19 protein-coding genes are annotated in these 21,056 nt (G+C 58.1%); 10 read left to right on the top strand and 9 right to left on the bottom strand.

The window, feature by feature from the left end; translation table 11 throughout:
• Positions 1-74 precede the first annotated feature (74 nt).
• The 4 genes from H4W29_RS28250 to H4W29_RS28265 all read right to left on the bottom strand — a co-directional run bounded on the left by H4W29_RS28250 (position 75) and on the right by H4W29_RS28265 (position 3,967).
• Positions 75-1,328 carry an extracellular solute-binding protein gene (locus tag H4W29_RS28250; protein WP_192732101.1) on the bottom strand — a complete coding sequence of 418 codons (1,254 nt, stop codon included), beginning with the start codon at positions 1,326-1,328 and terminating at the stop codon, positions 75-77.
• A gap of 897 nt (positions 1,329-2,225) precedes the next feature.
• Positions 2,226-2,450 carry a hypothetical protein gene (locus H4W29_RS28255; RefSeq protein WP_192732102.1) on the bottom strand — a complete coding sequence of 75 codons (225 nt, stop codon included), beginning with the start codon at positions 2,448-2,450 and terminating at the stop codon, positions 2,226-2,228.
• Positions 2,447-3,346 (bottom strand): ATP dependent DNA ligase, encoded by a 900-nt coding sequence (locus H4W29_RS28260; RefSeq protein ID WP_192732103.1) that lies wholly within the window; start codon positions 3,344-3,346, stop codon positions 2,447-2,449. The genes H4W29_RS28255 and H4W29_RS28260 overlap by 4 nt, the downstream gene beginning before the upstream one ends.
• Positions 3,347-3,646: 300 nt before the next feature.
• Entirely contained in the window at positions 3,647-3,967 is a 321-nt protein-coding gene (locus tag H4W29_RS28265) for a hypothetical protein (protein WP_192732104.1), read from the bottom strand.
• A 581-nt stretch (positions 3,968-4,548) separates the two neighbouring features.
• On the opposite strand from H4W29_RS28265, the gene H4W29_RS28270 reads away from it, so the two are divergent.
• Complete coding sequence (locus H4W29_RS28270; protein ID WP_192732105.1) at positions 4,549-5,583, top strand: hypothetical protein; 1,035 nt, start codon at positions 4,549-4,551, stop codon at positions 5,581-5,583.
• Between the two features lie 100 nt (positions 5,584-5,683).
• Here the strand turns inward: H4W29_RS28270 and H4W29_RS28275 are convergent, their stop codons facing one another.
• Both H4W29_RS28275 and H4W29_RS28280 read right to left on the bottom strand, forming a co-directional pair.
• Positions 5,684-5,893, bottom strand: coding sequence for a hypothetical protein (locus H4W29_RS28275; protein ID WP_192732106.1), 210 nt, complete (start codon positions 5,891-5,893; stop codon positions 5,684-5,686).
• A gap of 35 nt (positions 5,894-5,928) precedes the next feature.
• Positions 5,929-6,357 carry a hypothetical protein gene (locus H4W29_RS28280; RefSeq protein WP_192732107.1) on the bottom strand — a complete coding sequence of 143 codons (429 nt, stop codon included), beginning with the start codon at positions 6,355-6,357 and terminating at the stop codon, positions 5,929-5,931.
• Between H4W29_RS28280 and H4W29_RS34560 the strand changes: the two genes are divergently transcribed.
• The 8 genes from H4W29_RS34560 (at position 6,259) to H4W29_RS28315 (ending at position 15,846) form a co-directional block, all read left to right on the top strand.
• Positions 6,259-6,504 (top strand): helix-turn-helix domain-containing protein, encoded by a 246-nt coding sequence (locus H4W29_RS34560; protein ID WP_312872506.1) that lies wholly within the window; start codon positions 6,259-6,261, stop codon positions 6,502-6,504. The two genes, H4W29_RS28280 and H4W29_RS34560, sit on opposite strands and share 99 nt — an antisense overlap.
• A gap of 734 nt (positions 6,505-7,238) precedes the next feature.
• A complete protein-coding gene (locus tag H4W29_RS28285; RefSeq protein ID WP_192732108.1) occupies positions 7,239-7,502 on the top strand; it encodes a sunset domain-containing protein in 264 nt (87 codons plus the stop codon).
• 394 nt (positions 7,503-7,896) lie between these two features.
• Positions 7,897-9,336: an SIR2 family protein gene (locus tag H4W29_RS28290; protein WP_192732109.1), complete on the top strand. Its 1,440-nt coding sequence runs from the start codon at positions 7,897-7,899 to the stop codon at positions 9,334-9,336.
• A complete protein-coding gene (locus H4W29_RS28295; RefSeq protein WP_192732110.1) occupies positions 9,336-9,812 on the top strand; it encodes a TIR domain-containing protein in 477 nt (158 codons plus the stop codon). Before H4W29_RS28290 ends, H4W29_RS28295 begins: the two co-directional genes overlap by 1 nt.
• Positions 9,813-11,112: 1,300 nt before the next feature.
• Positions 11,113-12,609, top strand: a complete 1,497-nt coding sequence (locus H4W29_RS28300) for a S8 family serine peptidase (protein WP_192732111.1) — start codon at positions 11,113-11,115, stop codon at positions 12,607-12,609.
• Positions 12,610-12,617: 8 nt separating this feature from the next.
• On the top strand, positions 12,618-12,863 hold the full coding sequence (locus tag H4W29_RS28305; RefSeq protein ID WP_192732112.1) for a hypothetical protein: 246 nt from the start codon (positions 12,618-12,620) through the stop codon (positions 12,861-12,863).
• 385 nt (positions 12,864-13,248) lie between these two features.
• A complete protein-coding gene (locus tag H4W29_RS28310) occupies positions 13,249-14,046 on the top strand; it encodes a hypothetical protein (RefSeq protein WP_192732113.1) in 798 nt (265 codons plus the stop codon).
• Entirely contained in the window at positions 14,047-15,846 is a 1,800-nt protein-coding gene (locus H4W29_RS28315) for a hypothetical protein (protein ID WP_192732114.1), read from the top strand.
• 212 nt (positions 15,847-16,058) lie between these two features.
• On the opposite strand, the gene H4W29_RS28320 is transcribed toward H4W29_RS28315, so the two are convergent.
• A complete protein-coding gene (locus H4W29_RS28320; protein WP_192732115.1) occupies positions 16,059-18,266 on the bottom strand; it encodes a hypothetical protein in 2,208 nt (735 codons plus the stop codon).
• A 108-nt stretch (positions 18,267-18,374) separates the two neighbouring features.
• On the opposite strand from H4W29_RS28320, the gene H4W29_RS28325 reads away from it, so the two are divergent.
• Entirely contained in the window at positions 18,375-18,647 is a 273-nt protein-coding gene (locus H4W29_RS28325; RefSeq protein ID WP_192732116.1) for a hypothetical protein, read from the top strand.
• Here the strand turns inward: H4W29_RS28325 and H4W29_RS28330 are convergent.
• The gene (locus tag H4W29_RS28330) at positions 18,613-19,614 is read right to left on the bottom strand and encodes a hypothetical protein (RefSeq protein ID WP_192732117.1); all 1,002 of its coding nucleotides are present in this window, start codon (positions 19,612-19,614) and stop codon (positions 18,613-18,615) included. The two genes, H4W29_RS28325 and H4W29_RS28330, sit on opposite strands and share 35 nt — an antisense overlap.
• A 12-nt stretch (positions 19,615-19,626) precedes the next feature.
• Positions 19,627-20,664, bottom strand: a complete 1,038-nt coding sequence (locus tag H4W29_RS28335) for a hypothetical protein (protein WP_210332382.1) — start codon at positions 20,662-20,664, stop codon at positions 19,627-19,629.
• Positions 20,665-21,056 lie beyond the last annotated feature (392 nt).

Raw genomic sequence — 21,056 nt, forward strand, 5'->3', positions numbered from 1 at the left:
GCCCCTTTCGGTCTTGCAAAGGCGGGCGCCAGCCGACCGATATGAGTGTCGATCAGCCGGCGTCTCGGGAGGAGTTAGGTTCTGCCGGCGATGAAGGCCTGCATCTGCTTGGCTGCTGCGGCCGGCTCAATGCTGCCAGAGGCGACATCGTTGATGACGCGGAAATATTCCGTCGTCACGTCAAGCGGGAAGGCCTGGTCGCCATTCATGTAGATCTTGCTGTAGGTCTTGAAGATATCCAGCCACTCGGCTTCCAGAGGCTTCTGGTTGGTGTACTGGACGTTCTTATTGACCGAGATCGAGCTGATCTGCCCGACGAGATCCTGCTGCACCTTCGTCGACAGAAAATAGTCGATGAATTTTGCAGCCATGTCCGGGTTCTTGGTCTTGGTGCTGATGTAATTGTACTCGGCAAAACCGTAGAGGCGGTTCGTGTTGGTTGGGAAGGGAAAGATCCCGTAATCGTCGAGATTGGCGCCGCTACCCGAGAGCTGACCGACCAGCCAGTCGCCTTCCAGCATCATCGCCGCACGGCCGGCGGTGAAGAGGCTGTAGGACTGCTTGTTGTCGATGCCCATGAAGGGCTGCAGCGTGTAGTCCTTGGTCCACTTGGCGAATTCGGCGAAACTGTCGGTGGCGCAGGGCTCCTTCGACCAGTCGAGCTTCATCAGCTTCAGCTGGTCGTGCTTTTCGGCGCCGCATTTGGTTTCGAGGATCACATCCATCAGGCGCATGACGTGCCAGTTGACCGTGCCGCCGAAGGTGAAGCCCGGAATGCCGGCTGCCTTCAGCTTGTCGGCAGCGGCCAGAAGCTCGTCATAGGTCTTCGGTTCTTCGGTGATGCCGGCCTGCTGGAAGAGCTTCTTGTTATAATAGACGGCCTCACCCTTGAAAGTGAAGGGCGTGCCGTGCTTGCCGCCCGGATAGAGATCAGCAAAGGCAGCCGCAGAGGGAAGCAGCTCGTCGTTCCACTTGTATTCGGTGTAGTACTTGTCGAGCGGCAGCGACAGACCAGCCTTCACATATTCGCCGCCGAGGCCAAGACCTGCCCAGCTGAAATAGATATCCGGGCCACGGTTGGAGCCGGCGGCAACGCGCAGCGCCGTCTTGTGCTCGTCGACAGCGCGCTGGACGATCTCGATATGGGTTCCGGGGTTTGCCGCTTCGAAGTCGCTGGCAACCTTCTTCAGCGCCACATTGGCGGCATTGTTGTCGAAATTCAGCGTCCAGAGCGTGATGTCCTCAGCCTTGACGGGCGTCGCGGCAATGGCCGCAACAGCAATGGCAGCCATGCATGAAGACTTCAATTTTGCAGAAAGCGTCAGCATTACGTCCTCCTCTTGTAAGCTGGAGCCCTTCTTGCCGGATGCTCATTGACATGTCAACTGGTATGATGAGCTAACCATGGGGGTGGAAGTTTTTATGATCGATGCCAGTTTCGTTTAGGCCCTGCGGAAGGAAAGGCGGCTGCGGCCGGGGGAGGAGCTGTTTGTTGGAATGGTTATTTCGAAAAACCTGGCGCCTTCTAGGTTCGGCGCCCAGCGCTCATGCGCGCACGGTAGGTCGATGCACTGACTAACGATGAGATTGCGCCATCCCCTCTGGATGAAGCTCTCTTTGCCGCACTGAACAAGATGGAAATTATTTCAGGTCAACTGACAAGCTATCGATAAGCATTACTTATCGGAAGTGAGGCGTGGCCTGAAAGGTCGCAGGCGGTGACGGAAATTAATGGTGTCTTGGCTTCCAGTACAGAAAAGAACAGCATCAATTCATATGGTTAACGATTTGGAAATGTCCAGAAATACCTTACGTAAGGCGTGATTTTCAGGAGATGAATTTGTCGATGACGGTAGCGACCTCCAGCGGGCCAGGTCCTCTGGTGAAGTCGCTTGATCCACCAACTTCAGGAATTCAGTTCGAGCCTGTGGATGCTGTTGGAAGAGTTTCTTCTTTGAGCGCCGCCTTCAGATCCGTCAGCTTTCCACCGTTTTCGATGAGCTTTCGAAGCCGAAGATATGAACGACGTGTTAGAACGATGTCAAATTTGACATCCCCCCCTTTAGTCCGGGCATCGAAGCCGCTTATTAATTAATTCATAAAAAGCAATGATTTCCGAGCTGATAAGCTCAGAGCCAAGCTCCAAACAGTTCGAGCGGTTATTCGAAACAAGCAAAAATCCTCCGCGATTTAGCCTTTAGACCGCGAACGATTACGCCAAGGACTCATCGGCCCTTGGCTATTTGCCGTCTCCAGATTGCTGGCGGGAACACCGCTGAAAACGCCGCCTTATTTGCACCGCACACGTGGATAGTCTTCGTTTCGTTGGCCTGTGCGAGCTTGAAGGGCGGCGCAATAGGCGACAGCGGTCGCGGCTTTTGCGCCAACAGCTCGACCGCAGCTTCTACGGCGGTATCAGGAACACTAATGTTTGCGACACTGCTCTTCATGTGGATTCCCTGCCAATTCGGTAGACTGTCGCATTATCCTGTCTTTCACGCGGGCCTTTATATGAAGGATGCCGAAGCTTTCCGTCATGAGTCCAAGCTCGATACTCGATTTCAGCGATGAAGGTCGGCTGAACCCGGATCGCACCTTGGCGCTTAAGCTCCACGGGCGGCTTCGCCGTCTTGATCCTATCGAGATCCTGCCGGAGACGAATCGCCTGGCGTTCTTTGAAACCGGTGCCTACGCCGCCGACATAGACGAGATCGTTACCGCGATAAGCGGCGAGCAGCACTCGGCCTATACCGCCCAACGCCGCCGCGGACGGCTCGTAGCCGATGATGAAAAAGCTGTCGCTTTGGACGCATTTGATCTTGAGCCAGTCACCGAGGTGGCCCGACCGATAGGGTGCATCTAGCATCTTGGCAATGAGCCCCTCGAGCCCGTGCTCACAGACTGACTCGAACAACTCGTCACCATCGGCTTCGATCGCTTCGGAAAGCCGGATGGCGCCGAAACTGTCGGCCGGAACGATGCTCTCGAGCATCTGTCGACGCTCGGAGAACCCCATTCGCCGGAGATCATGCTCGTCGAGGTACAGGACGTCGAAGGCGAAGAAGATCGATTCATCGGCACTTCGTTTGCTGCCGAGCGCCTGCTGCAAGGCGCCGAAATCGCAGCGGCCCTGTTCATCGAGCACGACGGCCTCACCACCAAGGATGATCGTTCCGCCAAGCGATGAAGCCGCCTGCGCGATGGAGGGGATCCGCGCCGCCCTCCTCAAACGACGCTTGAGCGCGACGAATTGATCGGTTGGTTCCTGTGCCGGATCAACCAGCCCTGACTTCTCTTTCAGGCAAAACTGAAGAAGAAAGGGAGGCGCTGACCGAACGGCGGACATGCTGGACCGCGAGGCACGTGATGCGATTGCTGAGCGTTCACAGTACTAAATAACACTCAGCGGAAGTCCGAGTGGTTGTAGATTAAAATGAATATATCGCGCTACTTGTCATAGACTGCAAGATAATGCAGAAGTCTTTCTGCCTACCGATAGCAGCGATTGCAGGCATTCTTTTAGAAAAATTGAGATATATCGGCCGGAGCGGGGGTTCCTGCCAGAGCGTTGCTTTCCGATGCCTTGCGGCTACCGGGACGCGCGGCTGTCATACTTTGGCCGGAAGGCCCTTGCCGGCGGTATGCGTCAAAAGTCACGGAGGATGACGATGAAGCGAACGATGGCCGCATTGATCTGTATCGCCACGGGCCTGAGCAATCCAGCTCTCGCCCAGACCTTCGACATCTGCACGGCGGAAGCAGACGGAAGCTTTACACCCCATTTCGGCGTATCGCCGAGCATGGTCGTCCACAGCGACGGGGTGCTCGATACGACACGTGCCGCCCTTGGTCTGGACGGGGCGGCGAACGAACGCGCCTTCTCCTTCAGTCGGACGATCGCGGCCATCCTTGCGAGCGCCGGCGGCGACACGAGTGTCGCGTCGCGGCAGGCCTTCGTGCGTTCCATGCTGGCGACGTTCGTCCCTTCTCAGACGTTGCCTCTGAACGCCAAAGCCGGTGCGGTCATGCCGCTCGACGGCCGCGGGGAGGCGAGCGCGCTGACGCCCGAAGCGATGCTCGACGAAAGTAACGTGCAAGGCATGAAGCCGCTTGCCCTGTTCAATCGCTTCGACCTCGCGCCGGACAACTGGGTCCATTGCGGCGAACATCGCATCATCTACGGGAAAGAACCGGAACGTCCCGGACGCTTTCTCCTGATCTTCGAGGCGATGGTCCCGAATCCCGACCCGGCGGCGGGCAGGGACGGATGCAAGCCAGTTGCCGAGTTCTGGGCGAAATTGTCCGAACCCGGTCTGTCGGACGTCGAGCTCGCACGTCGGCTTTCGGCCTTCTACTACGAGGGAAAGACGTCTCCGGGCCTTGCTGCGCCCGACCTCGTCACACCGGTGATCGATTACCGAAACTATGGCGGTGACGGCGGCCGCGGCCAGGTCCGCGCCAATGCCTTCAACCCGCCGCCCTGGCAGTTGCGGGAGTGGCTGACGCAACGCACCTTCAATCCGGCGCCCGGCGCCCGGCGCCATTCCGTTGACCTTCGTTCCGGTCACGGTCAAGGACAATCCGCTCGCCGAACTCTACCGGGACGACCTTACCGGCACGGACTTCCTGGCCAACAACCCAGCCACGGTCGCGAACCTTCTGCACGGGCAATTCCTGCAGTCGCTGACGAGCACGATCGCGCTGCGTCTGCTGAGCGAGACGACACCCCAGCATCAATTGCTGGTCAACGAGCTGCCGCTCTACCACCTCGGCACGGGCGCAGACGAGGTGACGCCGGACAAGGTTCTTCTCAATACGATCGCGCTTGGCAACGACGACAAGTTCAACGAGTTCCAAAGCACCTCCCAGGGACTGTCCGACGTTCCGGGCGACGGCGGGCGCAGCACGCTGGTCACGCAAATGCTCGCCCAGGCCGGTCGCTCGGCCAATCCTTTCGTCGGCGCTCAAAGTGGCGAGGTTCTGCTCAATCGGGCCCGCGCCGCGACCTGCGCCGGCTGTCACATGACGGCCGCACGGCCTGCCAGCGGCGGTTTCGCCGGACCGGGCGTCGTCGTCCTCGAAAGACAGGACGGCTCGGTCTTGCGCTGGCCGGACGTCGACCCAGGGGGATTTGTACAGGTCAGCGAGACACGGGCCTTGTCGCCGACGCTGACGGACGCGTTCCTGCCGTTCCGCCGCTATGTGCTGAGCCGCTATCTCTGCAAGGCGCCTGAGCCGAGCCCACCACCCGTCGCCGGCGGCTACGAGCCGTCCGCCGACATGCCTGCGACGGCCGTCGTGTCTGCAGCCGTCGGCCAGAACCTGGTCGACGCGACGGCGAGCGGCGGGTATTTCGTCGACGATCTCGTCGCCAGTTTCATAGCCGCGACCGAAGCGTCTCCGTCCCTTGCCGCACCGGCCGACAACGCCGTGGTGACGGGCGGACCGGAACGCGCCATCGCTCAGCTGACGCCGGAGCAACTGGCCGCTTTGCGCAACAGGATCAGCAACGCCATCGCGCTCGCCCGCAACATCGAGCTGCAGCGCTCGGGCGCCTTCGTCGAGACGAGACGTCCGCACTGATCCTCGGCCCCGGGAGGAGGTGATCGCCTCCTCCCGGGCGCTTCCTCTCCGGATGTCTGAACCGTTCGCGCTCCAGGAAGCCAAGCGGCGATCGAACAAGTCAGGCCTGCTCCATCAGACCGCTAAGGAGGTCCCACTCCGAAATCCGCCGCCGGATCCCGACGACGGTGCAGGCCTGCGTCATGACGACCAGGATCGAACGCTCGGGCAGTCCGAGGTCGTCGCCGACTACGGCGTTGGGGTAGAACGTCGAACACTGTCGCCAACCGGCCGCAAGCAGCTTGTCGGCCTCATCCTTGAAAGCGGACATCGGCGGCCTGTTTGAATCCTGTCAGGACGATGAGATCAGACCCTTTGGAAATCTGCAATCGCGGATTCTGCGACGTACCCGTTTTTCCCGTCTGTCCCCTTGCCGGGCTTTGCCTTTCGACGCTCGTCCGCAGCACGGAGGTTCGTGATCGAGGACTGGAGGTAGGCCAGCTGACCGCGCACGGCGGCGAGGTCGACGTCTGCGCTCGAGAAGATGGATTCGAGGCTCACCCCGTCACGGGTCTTCGACCGCCAGACCCGATGGAGTACGCCAAAGTCGCTGCCGACAGCTTCCTTGAGGATCGGATAGACGCTTGCGACACGCAGCTCGCGGTCAGCCTGCGGGACGGTTTCTTCCAGCCATGAATATACGGTTTTCCGCTCGACGCCCGCGATTTCGGCGATCGTGTCGCGCTGACTTGGGGAGTGCTCGATCTCGCGAAAGCCGCGAATGTTTCGACGCAAACGACTACTCGACTTGAGAGAGGTGAGCAGCTCCGACCGGCCACCTTAGAAAATATCAGGCGAGTCCTTGAAGATGCCGGTATCGAATTCATTCCGGAAAACGGCGGAGGTGTCGGTGTGCGCTTCAGGAAGCGAAGCAGCGACTGAAGATTGTTAGACGGTTTCTTTGATTTGGCCGACGGCACTCGACTTTTCGCCGGACTGGCGGTTTGGGTAGTTGGGTGTCTCCGGGCCTCGCCTGCCGCCGGTGCACCAGCAGTGAGCTTCCCGGCAGAGGGCCAGGCGGCCCGCTCAAAGGTCTTCGTCGCTCCCCAGGTCCGGTATTAGCCCTGAAGCGCCGATAGATGGCGTCGCGCTGTAAGGGCGGCCTGTCGGTTCGGTCGACGACACGTCCCCTGGGGCCATCTGGCAAAGCCTTCGTCGCGCGTCTTGACGCTCGCCATCGAGCGTCTTCCGCACGCTGGGCGACGAGTAATGCGTGGCGCCGCCGCATTTCGGGAGCGTCGATTGCGCGCTCCACCCAAAGGTCGATGAGCGCCAGGATCTCCGTGTCCATGTCGATCGGCATGCCGCGGCTGCGTGCTCGGGCGATTGCCCGATCTGCGATGTCTCTGCGCGTGTACATGCAATACTGTCCTCCGAGACCATTGTGGCGAAGCATCCATGCGACAGCAATCGGTCAGGGGCGGCAATCGGTTCGGTGTCGCGAGACTGCCTCTTCGGATCGCGGCGGATCAGGCGGCCCATCACTCAAGGGTGATGTATGCTCGGTCGGACGTCGGCCAGACGTGGGCCACGTCCGTGAAGCAGCAGGGAGCCACTCGTTTCAACTTTAGCGGTTGTTCAAACGAAGTCGACGTCCTTGCCTGCTATCTGGAGACATGAACAAGTTTACGGTCATCGTCCTGCTTTCGTCGACGGCTTCGTTTCTCGGGGCCGGCGGATATACGCTGGTGCCGAGAGAACTCTACGATCCGGCTTGTGACGTCAAAGGCAACGTCTCGATCGGCTCCGGAGAGAAGATCTATCACGTCAGGGGCCAGGAATATTACGACGAAACCGTCATCCGCGCGCAATATGGCGAGCGTTGGTTCTGCTCCGAAGCGGACGCGAAAGCTGCCGGTTGGCGGCGCGCCGGACGGTAAGCCGCCGCGTCGCAGGCTTCACAGCGCACCGCCCTAATACTCGTGGCGAGCCACCGTCTGGTGGCGCCGACAGCGAGGCCTGCGAGGACCTTTTAAAAGATGGCATAAATGCCCTTGAGATACCTTCAACTAATTGAAAATCGACGATGTGCTGACATGGCCATCCGTCGGAAGTGCAATCGAAACATCGTCTACCGGAAAAAAAGATAGTGATCCTCGGGCCGTTATCTCCGATTGTCGTAAATTTTTGTTGAAATTCAATTTCTTAGCTTTCGCGTTGTGTCGCGAAGGTTATAGCAGCGTCCGATTGGAGATCTCGGTTGAGAACGTCCGCCGACGATTGACGCAGGTTGCATCTGAAAAGTAAGGTTGCATAAAGAATTGGAGAGGATCGATGAAGCCGCATATCCGTCAGTTCGTTGACGATTACTTGGGTGAACTTATCGAAGGAAGTGCGGCGATTTTCGCGGGTGCTGGTTTGTCCGTACCCGCGGGTTATGTCGACTGGAGGGAACTGATCCGTCCTCTTTCTGAGGAACTTGGGTTAAACATTCAATTGGAAAACGACCTCGTCGCCGTTGCTCAATTTCACGTCAATGCAAGTGGGGCAAACCGACATAAGCTTCACAAGGCAGTCATCGAGGCTATTGCCGCCGACAATCCTCCCACAGAAAATCATAGGTTACTCGCGAAACTGCCTATCCAGACTTGGTGGACCACGAACTATGACAGGTTGATCGAAAATTCTCTTCGCGCAGTCGGGAAGATCGTCGACGTCAAAAGTGCAGTGCCCCAACTGGCTACGACCAGACCTCGCCGTGACGCGACAGTCTACAAGATGCACGGCGACGTCGAACGTCCGGACGAGGCCGTCGCTACGAGAGACGACTTCGAGCGTTATCCGAAGGAGCGGGGAGCGTTCATCACCGCTCTTGCCGGGGATCTCGTCTCAAAGACCTTTCTTTTCCTGGGCTTCAGTTTCACAGATCCCAATCTTGAGCATGTCCTGACACGAGTTCGGCTTACGTTCGCAAACAACCAACGTCGACACTATGCGGTGTTCAAGACGCGAACGCGGTTGCAAGGGGAATCCGACGCTGACTTCGAGCACTACAAGCTTCGGCAGACGCTTGTGATCGAGGATCTGAAGCGTTTTGGCGTTCGCGTCCTAACAGTCGACGACTACGCGGAAATCACCGAATTTCTGCGCGAGCTCGTCGAACGCTACAAGCGTCGAACCGTTTTCGTGGCAGCCAGCTCGGTTGACTACGGCGGCTGGCAGGCTGATGACGTCAATCAATTCATAGAAACGTTGGGGCAGAGCCTTGTTTCGAGAGGGACTCGCATCGCGAGCGGCCTTGGTGTCGGTATCGGCGACAGTCTTTTATCTGGCGCGCTTCGAGAGGTTCTGAGAAGCAATCGTTCTGTCGACGAAGCGCTTATCCTGCGTCCGTTTCCACAGGCGATGCATGGTGGCGATGACCCGGATCTTTGGGCAAGCTACCGGCAAGAGATATTGTCTCACGCCGGCATCGCCATTTTCCTTTTCGGTACGAAAGAGGCCGATGGCAAGGTACAGCTATCGGATGGCATGCTCCGTGAATTTGAGATAGCGCGGGAAAATGGGGTCGCAGTTCTGCCGATTGGGGCTACGGGTGGTGCTGCCGAGGACATCGCAAGGTACGCGCTTGGGCATTTGGCGACGATCGTCCCTGAGCTAGGAGAAAAGGCAAAAGAGACAATCGAGCGTCTGCTAGTCAGACCGGACCGGCCGATCGAGTTGCTCGAGCCTCTGCTTGAGGCGATCCAAATATTACAGGAAGGCAAAAAATAATGGCGCGCAAGGTGTTTTTTAGCTTTCATTACGATCGTGACGTGCGACGTATACAGCAGGTGCGACAATCTTGGGTAATTCGAGAACGGGGCGCCGCGCAGCCTTTTTACGACAAGGCCGAATTCGAAGACGCGAAACGGCGGGTCGGGGGAATCGAAAACTGGATTGAGGAGCAGTTGTCTGGATGCTCCGTGACCGCAGTGCTTTTCGGCCGCGAAACATATGATCGGCCTTGGGTGAAGCACGAAATCCTTCGAAGCTATGAGCGGAAAATGGGCATACTTGCGATCGACATCCATAGTGTTCGAGATCCCCTGTACGGCACGGATCAGCAAGGACGAAATCCGCTCGAACACTGGTCGGCAAAGGGTGTGCCCTTTACGTCGATCTATAGAACTTATGATTGGGTTCGAGACGATGGCTATAACAACATTGGCGGATGGATCGAGCGCGCTGCGCGCGATGCCGGCAAGTAGGAGGACATTCGGTTGATGCGGCCGACCCGTCGTCGTGGGCCGCTCGCGAGCGGCCTCGCTATCGCGGACGCTGAATCTTGCGGGTGTAAAATCGATCAGCCCCGTTTGGAGCAGTACGTCGTAAAGGTCGGCCTCTCCACCCCTGAAGGGCTGGGGTACATCGGTGCCAACGTCCCTCGAAAGGCGAAGGAATTGCCCTCTCAAGCCGAATGCACGATGTCGAGGGCAACAGCTAAGTCGATCGGCGTTCTTGCAGGGGAAGAAAGGGGCTTCGAAGTGCCTTGGAAGAGGCTTCGAAGCACGGTCGCGCTGACGGAGTTTCTCGCTGTAGCGAAGGGGAAATGGGCAAAGAGCAGCTATCGATCTACATGAAAGTCGCAGAGTAAGCATTCAACGCCAGCCAGACTTCCTATTCGGATCTCTCGAAATGGATATTGGCTTCTCTTCTCGCCTTAAATGGCGGCGCGATCCTAGCTCTCATCCAGGTTGCCAGTGCGGTACCCGAGGTTAGAGCCTCTTGGTCGCCAATGCTGTTTTGATGGGGGCGCTCTTTGCCGTTGTCTCCGGATGCCGCGAGAAAGAGGACCCTTGTAAATGCCGAAGTCTTCCTGAAGTTTTTGGTCGCCCGCACCGATGAGGAAAAATCCTCGGCGCTCCAAGGTGGGATCGACAGAGAAAAGAGTTCGAGCTCGTTTCGAACCTCTCTATCGCGATGTCGGGGATTGCACTTACCTTTGGGGCGATAATGCTATGGCGGGCATTGCCGGCATCGGGCTCTGTGATTGCGCCGTAGCGCAATCGGCGGATGCTCCAAGCGGCGTTCGAAGCGGTTTCAAAAACTCCGATTTCTCGTGTCAAAATTCCGAAAATTCGCGTCGAGCTACAATGGCGCTGTGTGCAAGGGCCGTGCCTGTCACCGCGGTGACGGCCTCGCCGACAACTCTGGTCGTGGAGGCAGACGGCCCTGCTCTCGACCTGATCTCGACGTCGCCGGAAGTAAATCCCGCCGCTCAATTTAAACGAGAATTCCTTGCGGGATATATATTATTGTAGTATTATAATATAGGTGAAGACAAGGGCGGCATAATCGATGCCTTTGCCGCTTCCAGTATCGATACCGAGGATATCGAAGTACTCGAAATATTGTCGAAGTCTTCGTCGATGCCTTATCCATAGGCGCCGGCGCGTGGCGTTCCTATGCAAAAGGCGATTCTAATCTCATAGGGACGGATGAAAAGCGGTCATGAGCGGGCGCCTCGTGCGGACGACTGCGCGCCGTCGTCTTTGAGGGGATGGATCAATGCGGAAGCAATATGTCGTTCTTCCTGCCTACGGGTTTCGTTCGCAGGCACTTGCTCAAGCAGCGTCGCTGAGATCGGCCGTTCCGATGGCTGTCGTCGCCGGAGGAGGGGCGACGGCCGTCCGCTCCGCGACGACGAAGGTCGACGTCATCGATTCCGTCAGCGAAGACGGACCCAAGCTGGTCGAGATGACGCCCGAGACGGAACTCGCGCTGCGGCTCGAGGAGCCGTCGCTCAAGATCGTCCCGGTCGTCACCTACGAAAAGATGCGGGTCATGTACGAAGTGAAGCGTCAGGCGGCGCCGGCAGTGTTTGCTGCGACCGCTCAGGCGACCTCCCTTCGGATCGAGGACACGGGCGGCAACCCGCTCGCCGACGCGCGCGTCGTCGCATTCACGAACTTTCGCACCCGTGCCGGCGACCAAGGCAATACCGACGCCAACGGCACCGTCCGGCTGCGCATCGCGTCCGGTACCGTCTTGGAACGGCTCTATGTCTATGGCCCCCCGCGCTACTGGGGTCGGTTCGCGCGAAGCTTTGCGCTTGGTGCGCACGCTAGTCTGCAGCTCGAACCGATCGATCTGACGCAAAACCTCTTGTCGCTGCGCCGGTTCCGGCGCGCACTGCCCCTGACTGCGGGGACGGGTGTCGTCGTCGGCATCGTCGATACCGGCATCGACAAAAACCACCCCTTATTGTCGAACGTGTCGGGAGGGGCGAACATGGTTCTGGACGAGATCAAAAACAATCCGAGTGCGGTCGACGATTGGGGTCCGGCCTACGTCGACGGCGAGCATGGCACGCATGTCGCAGGTATCGTCGGCGCGCGGTCGGCTGGCGGCATTGACATCGCCGGCGTAGCGCCCGGCGTGACGTTGAGGAGCTATAGGGTGTTTCCCAATGCGGGCGGCGGGGCCACAAACTACGACATCATGAGCGCTATCGACAGGACTGTCCAGGACGGGTGCCACATCGTCAATCTCAGTCTGGGCGGGGGAACGGAGGACGAAGCGGTGCGGGCGGCGATCGGCTCGGCGCTGGACAACGGCGTCCTGGTCGTCGCTGCAGCCGGCAACGACGGACGAAAACCGGTAAGCTACCCTGCCGCGTTGCCGTTCTGCGTGGCCGTTTCTGCCGCCGGTTGGACGGACAGCTTTCCGCCGACCTCGTCCGAAAGCAGCGATATCGCAAAGCCGTCCGGATCGAATCTCAGTTTTCTCGGCGGCTTTTCGAACTTTGGGCCGCAGATCGATCTCACCGGTCCAGGAGTGGGGGTGGTCTCCACATTGCCGGGCGGCACGTTCGGCGTAATGAGCGGAACGTCCATGGCAAGCCCGGCCCTGGCGGGGTTTGCAGCCTATCTTTTGGCCGCAAACGCCCCTATATTAGCCCTAACCGGCGCGAGCAGGAGTGCCGCGCTGAAAGACAAGCTCTTCGAGGCTGCGACGCCCCTCGGCTTTGGCCGGGACTATGAAGGCTTCGGGCTTCCAGGTTAGGAATGGTCATGAGCGAAATCGTCATGCAGCAGATAATCCTGCGGAGGGAATCTGCGGCTGCACTGTCTTCGAGCGAGACAGCCGAAAGGATGGGTCGCGCGGGCGCGACCGTCGTCGACGAAAAGTCGACCTCGCTGTTGGTCGAGGGGGACGAGGAAACGATACGCGCCGCAACGCAAGGATTGACGGGATGGAGGGCGATCCCGATGAAGCGGTATTCGATCCCCGATACCAGAAAGAAGATCAAGGGCTGACTGCCCGGCTCCGGTCGGACCGAAATGGACCCGTCCCGCAGTCTGTAAAAGCGAACCCTCGCCTTCGCCTGGCGCGATACGCTGCGTTTGACAAGGCGCGACACGGCCCCGTCAAAGAAAAGGCAGTTCCACGGGGTCGGCGCGATGTGCCTGTGATGGCCGATGGTACCAGGCGGAGTCACTTTTTCTCGTTGCGACCACCAAAACGTTAAGTGACGAAACCCGGCCCGATCTCAACACGCATGCTCTTCGAGCGTTTCGGCACCGTTTTGCCGAAAGTCTCGCAGCAGATTCGAAGGATTGCACGGAAGGCAATATTTGCGACCCAAGCGCGCGAATTGTGATATCGGTCTTCTCATACTAGCATGCGTTTTTGGAGCCATAAATGCATTCACACGACGAAGGTAAGGACAGACTGAAGACGCTCGTCGCACAGTCGCAGCCCGCGAGCCCGCAACTTCCTTTGGTCCATAGCACCGACGTTTATGCTCTTGGAGATGCCCTTGTTAAGGGCGATCTGGTTCCTGAGAGCTGCGACGTCTTCCTCGGCGAGCATCTGATCTACACATTCTACGGGCGGCCTTCCTACAGGCCGAACACGGACGAGCCGGCGGCGTCGCTCGAGCACTATCTTCCTGTGTGTCTGATTTTCAAGACGTCGTTGGCCGCAGACATCAGGCGGATCTTCCCGTTCGACAGCGGCGCGTTCGTGGACGACTATTATCGAAGGTTTCTGCACAAGGCCATGAAACTTGGCGACTTTGCGCTGGAGGCCGATCTGTCGACCCCTGGGCGGGTGGTGACGACTTTTTTCGGTTCGGCCAAGAATTATTTGCTTGGACAGTCTGACCGCGATGCACGTTTCGACGCGGCCCAGTTCGAAGCGCGAAGTTATGCCGCCTTGATCGACGCTAAGGATAGCAACGCCGGCGATAGCAGAGGCTCTTCGATCGAGGTGCAATTCGACCGTACGATTTCGCTTGGCGACTGGGTGGAGGCTGCTGTCATCCCGTCGAGTTTTGTCGATAGCGAGACCGGGGACGCCCTCAAGCGTCTCAACATTACGACACTGCCTTACAACGTTCACAACCGGTTCAAACCGAACGAATATACGTCGACGGTGACCGACCTCTGCCTTGCATACTATGCGCAGAAGGGCCTGTTGCCGGAGATGGGCCGCTAAATGCCGCTGCTCGATCGCACGTTGCCGACCGCACGCAAGACGGTCGGCTTCGAATTGCCCGTCTTTCGAAGTCAAAAGCGCGCAAATTCAGACCTCGTCCAGAAGATTGCTCCGGACGGAACCGTAGAACGATTTCTACCGACCGTTCTCGACACTCGCTTCGCCTCGCAGATCGGTGACGACGAGGCCCGCGTCGTCGAGGAGGGCGACCCGGCGCTCTGGGCATATCGCAACGAACGCTTCGAGCTCCTCATCGGCTCGGAGCAGGAGATGAGAGACTACGGACTGAACGCGTTGTCGAACGGTGAATTGGACGGCTATCCGATCGCTGCCGCCGAGATGGTCGCATTCTGCAAAAGTGAGACACAGCACCGGCGAATCTTGCGATTGGCGTATGAGCACCTTGGTGACATTTCGACCGCGAGTGCAGACAGCTGGCGTGACGCGACTGTTCTCCTGCCTGCGATCAGAGAAGACGTCGCTGCCCAGTTCGGAACCCGGATACCCGATATTCTCCGACAGATCGTCGCCGTCTCGAACGTTAACGTCACCACCATTTATGGTCCAGCTCCACTCGATGTGAACACCGACCGCCTGCCGCGATTTTGGGAACTGGCCGGAGTGTTTGGCATAAAGGACGTCCGGTTCGTCGGCCTGACGACCGAAAGCAGGAACAGGAACGAGGAATGGCGGCTGGACGGCACAGGCGGGGTCGCAGCGCATGTCCTGTCGAGAAGACCCTTCTTCGGCAGAGAAGAGTACAGTTCCGAACTCGGAAAGAAACGGGCGGTTGCGTCGGGAACGTCGTCGTCCGAGCCGTCCTCGACGAAGCAGTTGTTCGTGACGACGACCGGTAGCGACATGTCGGACGTTCGACGCGCGCACCGAGAACTGGAAAGATCGCATATGTTTCGTTATCGGCACGCGATCAACCTGCGACCAATGGGATTCGGCACGCCGAGCACGCTGAAATCGTCACCCGAAGAAATCCTGCGCTCGTTGCCATCGGTAGACGTCCTATGGGTCCTCGCCGGACATCGCTTGCGCCAGACCGGCCGATATCAAAACGGCATGTCGACACTCCACATGCTATCGCGAACGCTCTCCGGCACTTTGAGCGGGCTGATCGAATCCCTGCGAGCAACGGGCGAAGGCCGAAATTTCCTCGAAAGCTTGAGAGCCCAGGGCGTGTTGGGAGCCGTCGGTATCTTGAGGTACAACAACGACGTCGACGAGGTGGAGAATATCAGGCGTCTCATATTCAATATGCTCTCCGAGGACGTTCTTCTCCACACGGCAGAGGCGATCAAGATCGTGTGGCCCGTGCGCAACAGGGCTGTCCCGCGCGTCACGCATCTCGGCGACAGGCGTTACCCCGTCGAATTCACAGAAGTTCCAGGATCGAGATTAGGAGCGACGCTGGTCGGCTTTGCGCCTGGCGTTCGGGCGGGACGTCGGACGGCAGAAGAGTTCAGGGATTTGTGCGTGTCGGTGACGGCAGCCTACGGCTTCGAGAAGACTTATAGCGCAGAACGCAGCTTTGCAGTGGAACGACATAAGGAGACGCTCCTTGTGTTTACGCCGGTAACCGCTGAGCAGATCTGGTCTCTGGTCCAGGACATCGAAGGCGGCGCGAGCAGCCTGATCGTGACGAATAAGACGTTGAGTGCGAACATGAAGGCCGAAGCGAAACGCCGGTCGGTGGAACTCGTGCATTATTCGGAACTCGGCCGGTGGCTCAAGTTGAAATATCGTGCTCGCCTGTTGGCGGAACGAGATCATTGGGGCGCTATCGGTTGAAACTGCGGGATCTGGAAAAGTCGTCCGACGTTTCCGTGAGGCTCTGGCAGACGAAGCCCGCAGTCGCGTCCGGGAGGCGACTTGGTTCTGTCCTGATTGGACGGCGACCGTATCCTTGTGCGGCGTGATAACGTCCGCGCGTGGCGACGCTGCGATCTAAAAGCCAAAGCGTAGAGCGCAGGGACGGGCAGTTCGAGTTCGAGGCAATCGCGTCAACGTTTCCGTCTGGCGAGGTTGAGGCAGGCGTCCCTCAGATCGGAATATCGATACTTGTCGTAGGCAGTGACGGCGTATGTGGCGATGTTGCCGTCTGTGAAATGGCGGTGGACGTCACCCTCCGTGATGTCCTCGTCTTGCAAAGCGAGTTTTGCGGCGATCAGATAGGATTCGATAAGGTACGTTCGGTTGATCTTCGGGATCCCGTTGGCGTGCTTCTCGCCTGGCGCGTGCGGCTCGGTGATGTCGGTGAGGGCTTGGGCAAGCGCGGCAAGTGCTGATTTGCCGTCTGCGAGATCGAAGGCGGAGTCCAGGGTCCCGTCGCGATAGAGAAGGAATAGCACCTGGATGGCGTTCGTCGCGAAATGTGCGATCGAGACCCTCCTCCAGCTGGAGAAGTCAAGCGTCGGTTTGGTGGAAGGCAATATCTTGCGAAGCTGTTTGAGCGCGTCTCGTTTGGCCTCTTCGGCCCGATCGTTCTCGCCATGGCTCGAGAGGAGGTAAAATCGGGACAACAGAAGGGCGAGCCGCTCGCTTTTGAACCTCAGCTTGGTAATCGCCTTCGCCGTCCCGGCATGGTGATCTTCGGTCAATGCCTCTCCCGCACGCGCTAAGTGCTCTTCCGCACGCTTGAGATCGTCATCGGTCTTGGCGATCACGCGCGCGGTGACGGCAGCGACATAATAGGCTTCTCGGCCCGAAAAATTGGTATTCCCCCGCTTGAACGCGACACCGTCGGAACGCAGATGCTTTTCTGCGACGTCGATCGCGCGCAACGCAAGACTATAGCTGACGGACCAACGCGCGTTTTTGGCGAACAAGGCGGCGATGATCAGGTAGTAGAGATATCCGAGCGTGTTGTTTCCGGGCTTTTCGTCGTCGGTGTCGGCTTTGACCCTGTTGAGGTCGTTCGAAAACTCCTCGCCGGAACTGTAAGCGTCGGGGCCGAGGAGTTTTTCGAAGATACGCTTCGTGTTGGAGAGCGAATCGAACCTCACGTCGGGAGGGTTGCGCGCGGATTTTCGTTGATCCGCCAGGAGCATGTCTGCGCCAGTCTCGCTCAACAGAACGACGAACTCCTCCCACAGGTCCTGCGCCACCTTGCCGCTAAGCTCCGTCACCTGAGCGGCGAACGTATTGGCGTCGAGATCGCCTCGCTGCGCCAGTTGCTCGGTCAGGAGTCTCTCGATCGCGGTTCCCATCGCGTCCTGGCGTCGCATCCGCTCTGCAAAGATTTCTCGGCCAGACCCCAGTCTTTTCGTTTCCTCCCATTGGCGTGTGATTTGAGCAAAATCGGAATAGCTCATATGCGACGAGGTCACGAACTTCTCGGCATAAGCCCTGGCGCGGTCACCGTCATAGGCGGTCCGCACAAGTTCATCCAGCTCGAACGCCCGCATCCCCGCTATCTTTCCGAGAAAGCCGTCGAGCCATGTCAGGATCTTCAGGTCTTCCGACAAGACGTCCGGTCTCTCGTCGATCAGGCTTTCGGCGATGAACGCAGTGTGATGTCGGATGTAATTGACGCAGAAGGTTTGGAAATAAGGATGGTCCAATCGGGCGTCAGGGTTTTCGCCGTGCTCGATCTTTCGATTGGCGGCCTGGACAAGTCCGTCGTCGGCCGTGATGAACAACAGACGCGTATTCGCTCCGACCTGCGCCAGCCTTCGGTTCACGAGATCGAGACAGGCAAGGCTGTCTGCGTCTACGTGGATTCGTTCGCGTCTGATCAATCTGGATTTGACCGAACCGATCCGCGTCACCCAGAGAGAGTAAAGCTGGTTGAAACGGATGATCTCCTCCACCGTGCGGTTGTCGACCGATCCGACGCCGAAGGCCCAAGCGAGGCTTTCGTTGCGTTGTTGATGGCGCAGTCGTTCGGCAGCCACGTCGATCGGGACGAGGCCTCGCGTCTGCATGAGTTTCAAATAGCTTGCCAGTGCATATTGCGCCGAATTGTGATGGGTGATCGTTTCCGTGATCCGATCGACGACCCTATCGATCAGAGACGCACTGAAAGTTGCGGCCGCTCCGGCTTCGGAAGCGCCGAGGCTTTTGACGGTGAGCTCGAGCAATCTTCGAAAGGACTGATCCGAGCTCAGCGCCAACAATTTGCGTGTCAACTCGTCGTCGACCGACTTGACAAAATCCTGATACCGGCGGTTTGATCGATTGGCGACGGTTCGAGCCATGTCCTCGAACATTTTCTTCGTCTCCGCACCGTGCGCGGGCAATTGAAAAATCGGTCGCTTTGCTGTCAGCGTGTGGCAGACATAAGAGGCGAGGGCAGCAGCGACCCGCACCTGGGATGCGTGATCCAGTTCGTCGCCCGGGAAAATTCGACCCGCGCCGTTGCGACCGTCTTTGCCAAGCGGGCCATACGTATCGGGATTTGTGGCAATCGCGATGATTTGCGTGTCGAACGCGTAGATAACGCCATTTTCGGGCGCTTTGGCCAAAAATCGAATTGTTTCGTTTCTGCCGATGAGCTCTCGCCGCAAGCGAGAGGCAGTTTGGATGAACCTGCCGATCAGGCGGATCTGATCGTCGCTACGGTTCGTCATGCGCCATCCCTTCGCGGTTGATGATGCTGTAAATATCATTCACCGCTTCGTCGGTCCCGGGCAGCAAGGAAGGCAAGAGATCTTGAAGTTCGATCGGCGCGTTGATCGGTGGCCTGACGACGACCTGGAAATCAGGCGGGGGCTTCAGCCACATCACAAGGTCGTTGACCCGAATTTTCTTGTTAGCCTCTGGTGAAAGATCCTCCAGATAAGCGGTGAAGCCGGTGGGAACGCATCTGGCGACCCGATCGAAAAAGTCCGTATTGAAATCGACGAACTGCTCGGGCGCATGTTCGGAGAGGAAACTGCGGTATGTTTCCGCCAGAGGCATGGAACGTTCGAACGCTGCCTGCAAGGCGACGTAGTCGTCGGTCACCGACGATATCTTGGCCGTGACCACGTTCGGCACCGCAGAAGCAAATGCCGCCGCATTGGCGCCCAAGAAGCCGAAGACCGCCTCGATGAATTTACTCGCCTGGTGGCTCGAAAAACCGAAACGGTTGTAGCGCCTGAACAACTCCAGCAGGAGCGGCTGTTCATTGGCGAACGTGAAGCGCTCGAACTTGCGTTCCGTCGCAAGTGTGTTTGCGACTTTCAAGGCGCTCGCCACGTCGAGATAGCACAGGAATTCGAAGAATTCGGCATAGTCGGTCGCGATCACGATGGCGTCGTTGTCCGCCGAACCGAACACGAGCGGGTTGCTCAGCGCCGACAACAGGGCGCGTGTGAAGACGAGCCGGTCGGACGGGCCGCTCTCTTTCTTGGATTTGGACAGCTCTGCTTTGGCAAACTCTGTCAGTTGGAAAACCAGCGGCGATTGGTCGGCAAAATATCCAGAAAACGGAGCGAAGGCGACCGGGCCGTCCCCGTTGCACCAGCTGCGGACGCAATCGTTCAGCCAGGCGGAGACGATGTCGGCGTCGACGCCGTCGCCTTCGGCCGAAAGATAGGCTCGAACTTTTTTGGTGAGCGATGAATTGGAAGACATCGTGTCCTGCCGTCACTTGACCAATATTGAAACGAAATGCTCGCGAGATCGTCCCCTCATGCAAATCTCCTCAAATTTCTTGTGACGACGGGGATCGTTGCTCATGTCGCCGCGTGGAATTCGAAGGTAGCCCAGAAAAGCAAAATGGACTTTGTGCGGAACTCTGGCGGGAACGACGATTTCCCGACCGCCGCGATACGGTCTCTGGGCGTCGATCAGAGAAAGATCGAATGCGCGTCCCCACCGATCAGCCTTCTTTCCCGGAGATCCGAACACCCCCTTGAAGCGCGTGGTCGAGACCATGTCCGCGATTGTGGGTCTCGCAAAAGTCGCCCGAGAAGCACCCTCTAGATCCGCCGGCGCGAACGCGATTGCCCCGAGAGCGGTGATACCGTAGTTCGGATTGTTGTCATAATGTACCAAGCCCAGGATGTCACGGGCGCGGTCGGCAATTCCCTCTCGATCCCTGAAGATTTCGAACTCACGGTCCGCGGTCGACGAAGAGGTGCAAAATGCAGGATCGTCCGCCGTAGAACGATTGAATTTGATGTTGCTTGCCAGACGAGCCTCCAGCCAGGGTATTCCACCGTGGCTGAAGTCGCTCCGTCGCCTTTCGGCCGCACCGTTCATCAACGAAAAGATGCGACGCTCGAACCGGTCCAAATCCTCTTTTCGAAGGCGATCCTGCTGTCCCTCGAACTCGTCGCGGATGAGATCGTATTCTTCTACGGAACTGGATACCAGGTTTGCGAGAATTGCTCGAAAGGGAGCGATCCTCAGCAACAGCGGCAGTTCGTCGTGGACCTGTTTCTGGTTCGATGCAAAATAGAGTGTCTTGAGCGTCGAATCGCTCTTGCTGCTGGTGATGATTTGGTTCCAAATATCCTTCAGGTCGCTTCCAGTAGAATTTTCGAGAGCGATGAAAAGCTTGACGACATAATCTTCCGGGACGATGTGTGCTTCAAGTTGTGTCGCCAGATTGGCCAGAAGGATTCGTCCTTCGACTGTCGCCCACAAGCGGTCAAACGTCTTTATCGACAGCATGATCATGCCCGCCAAACATTGGCCGACGCAGATGCGTCGCGCGTGCAAGCAATTTCACATTAAATCGTAGATTGTTCAACTACTCTTGGCGTTTTTCACAAGCGCAGTGCCTTCAAAAGAATTTTCCTACAATAAAATGCCGGCTAGGCGACTAAAATGCTCCCGGCCGCGACACTCAATTCGAATCGTGGCCGCATATGTGACAAGTATAGCTGGCGTTATTCTTCGAAGGGAACGCCTTCCAGCCACGCGTGCGGATCGGGAATCGGTAACGCGTTGCCCATTTCGTGCACAATGCACGTGCAGAAGTGGAAGCGATGGGGATAGGGCTGTTTACGCTCCAGGTCCTGTTTGTGCATGTCGTAGAAGCCCTTCTTGAAGTTCAGACGTGGGTAACG

This window comes from Rhizobium viscosum (assembly GCF_014873945.1).
In the GTDB taxonomy this organism is placed as follows: Bacteria; Pseudomonadota; Alphaproteobacteria; order Rhizobiales; family Rhizobiaceae; genus Rhizobium; species Rhizobium viscosum.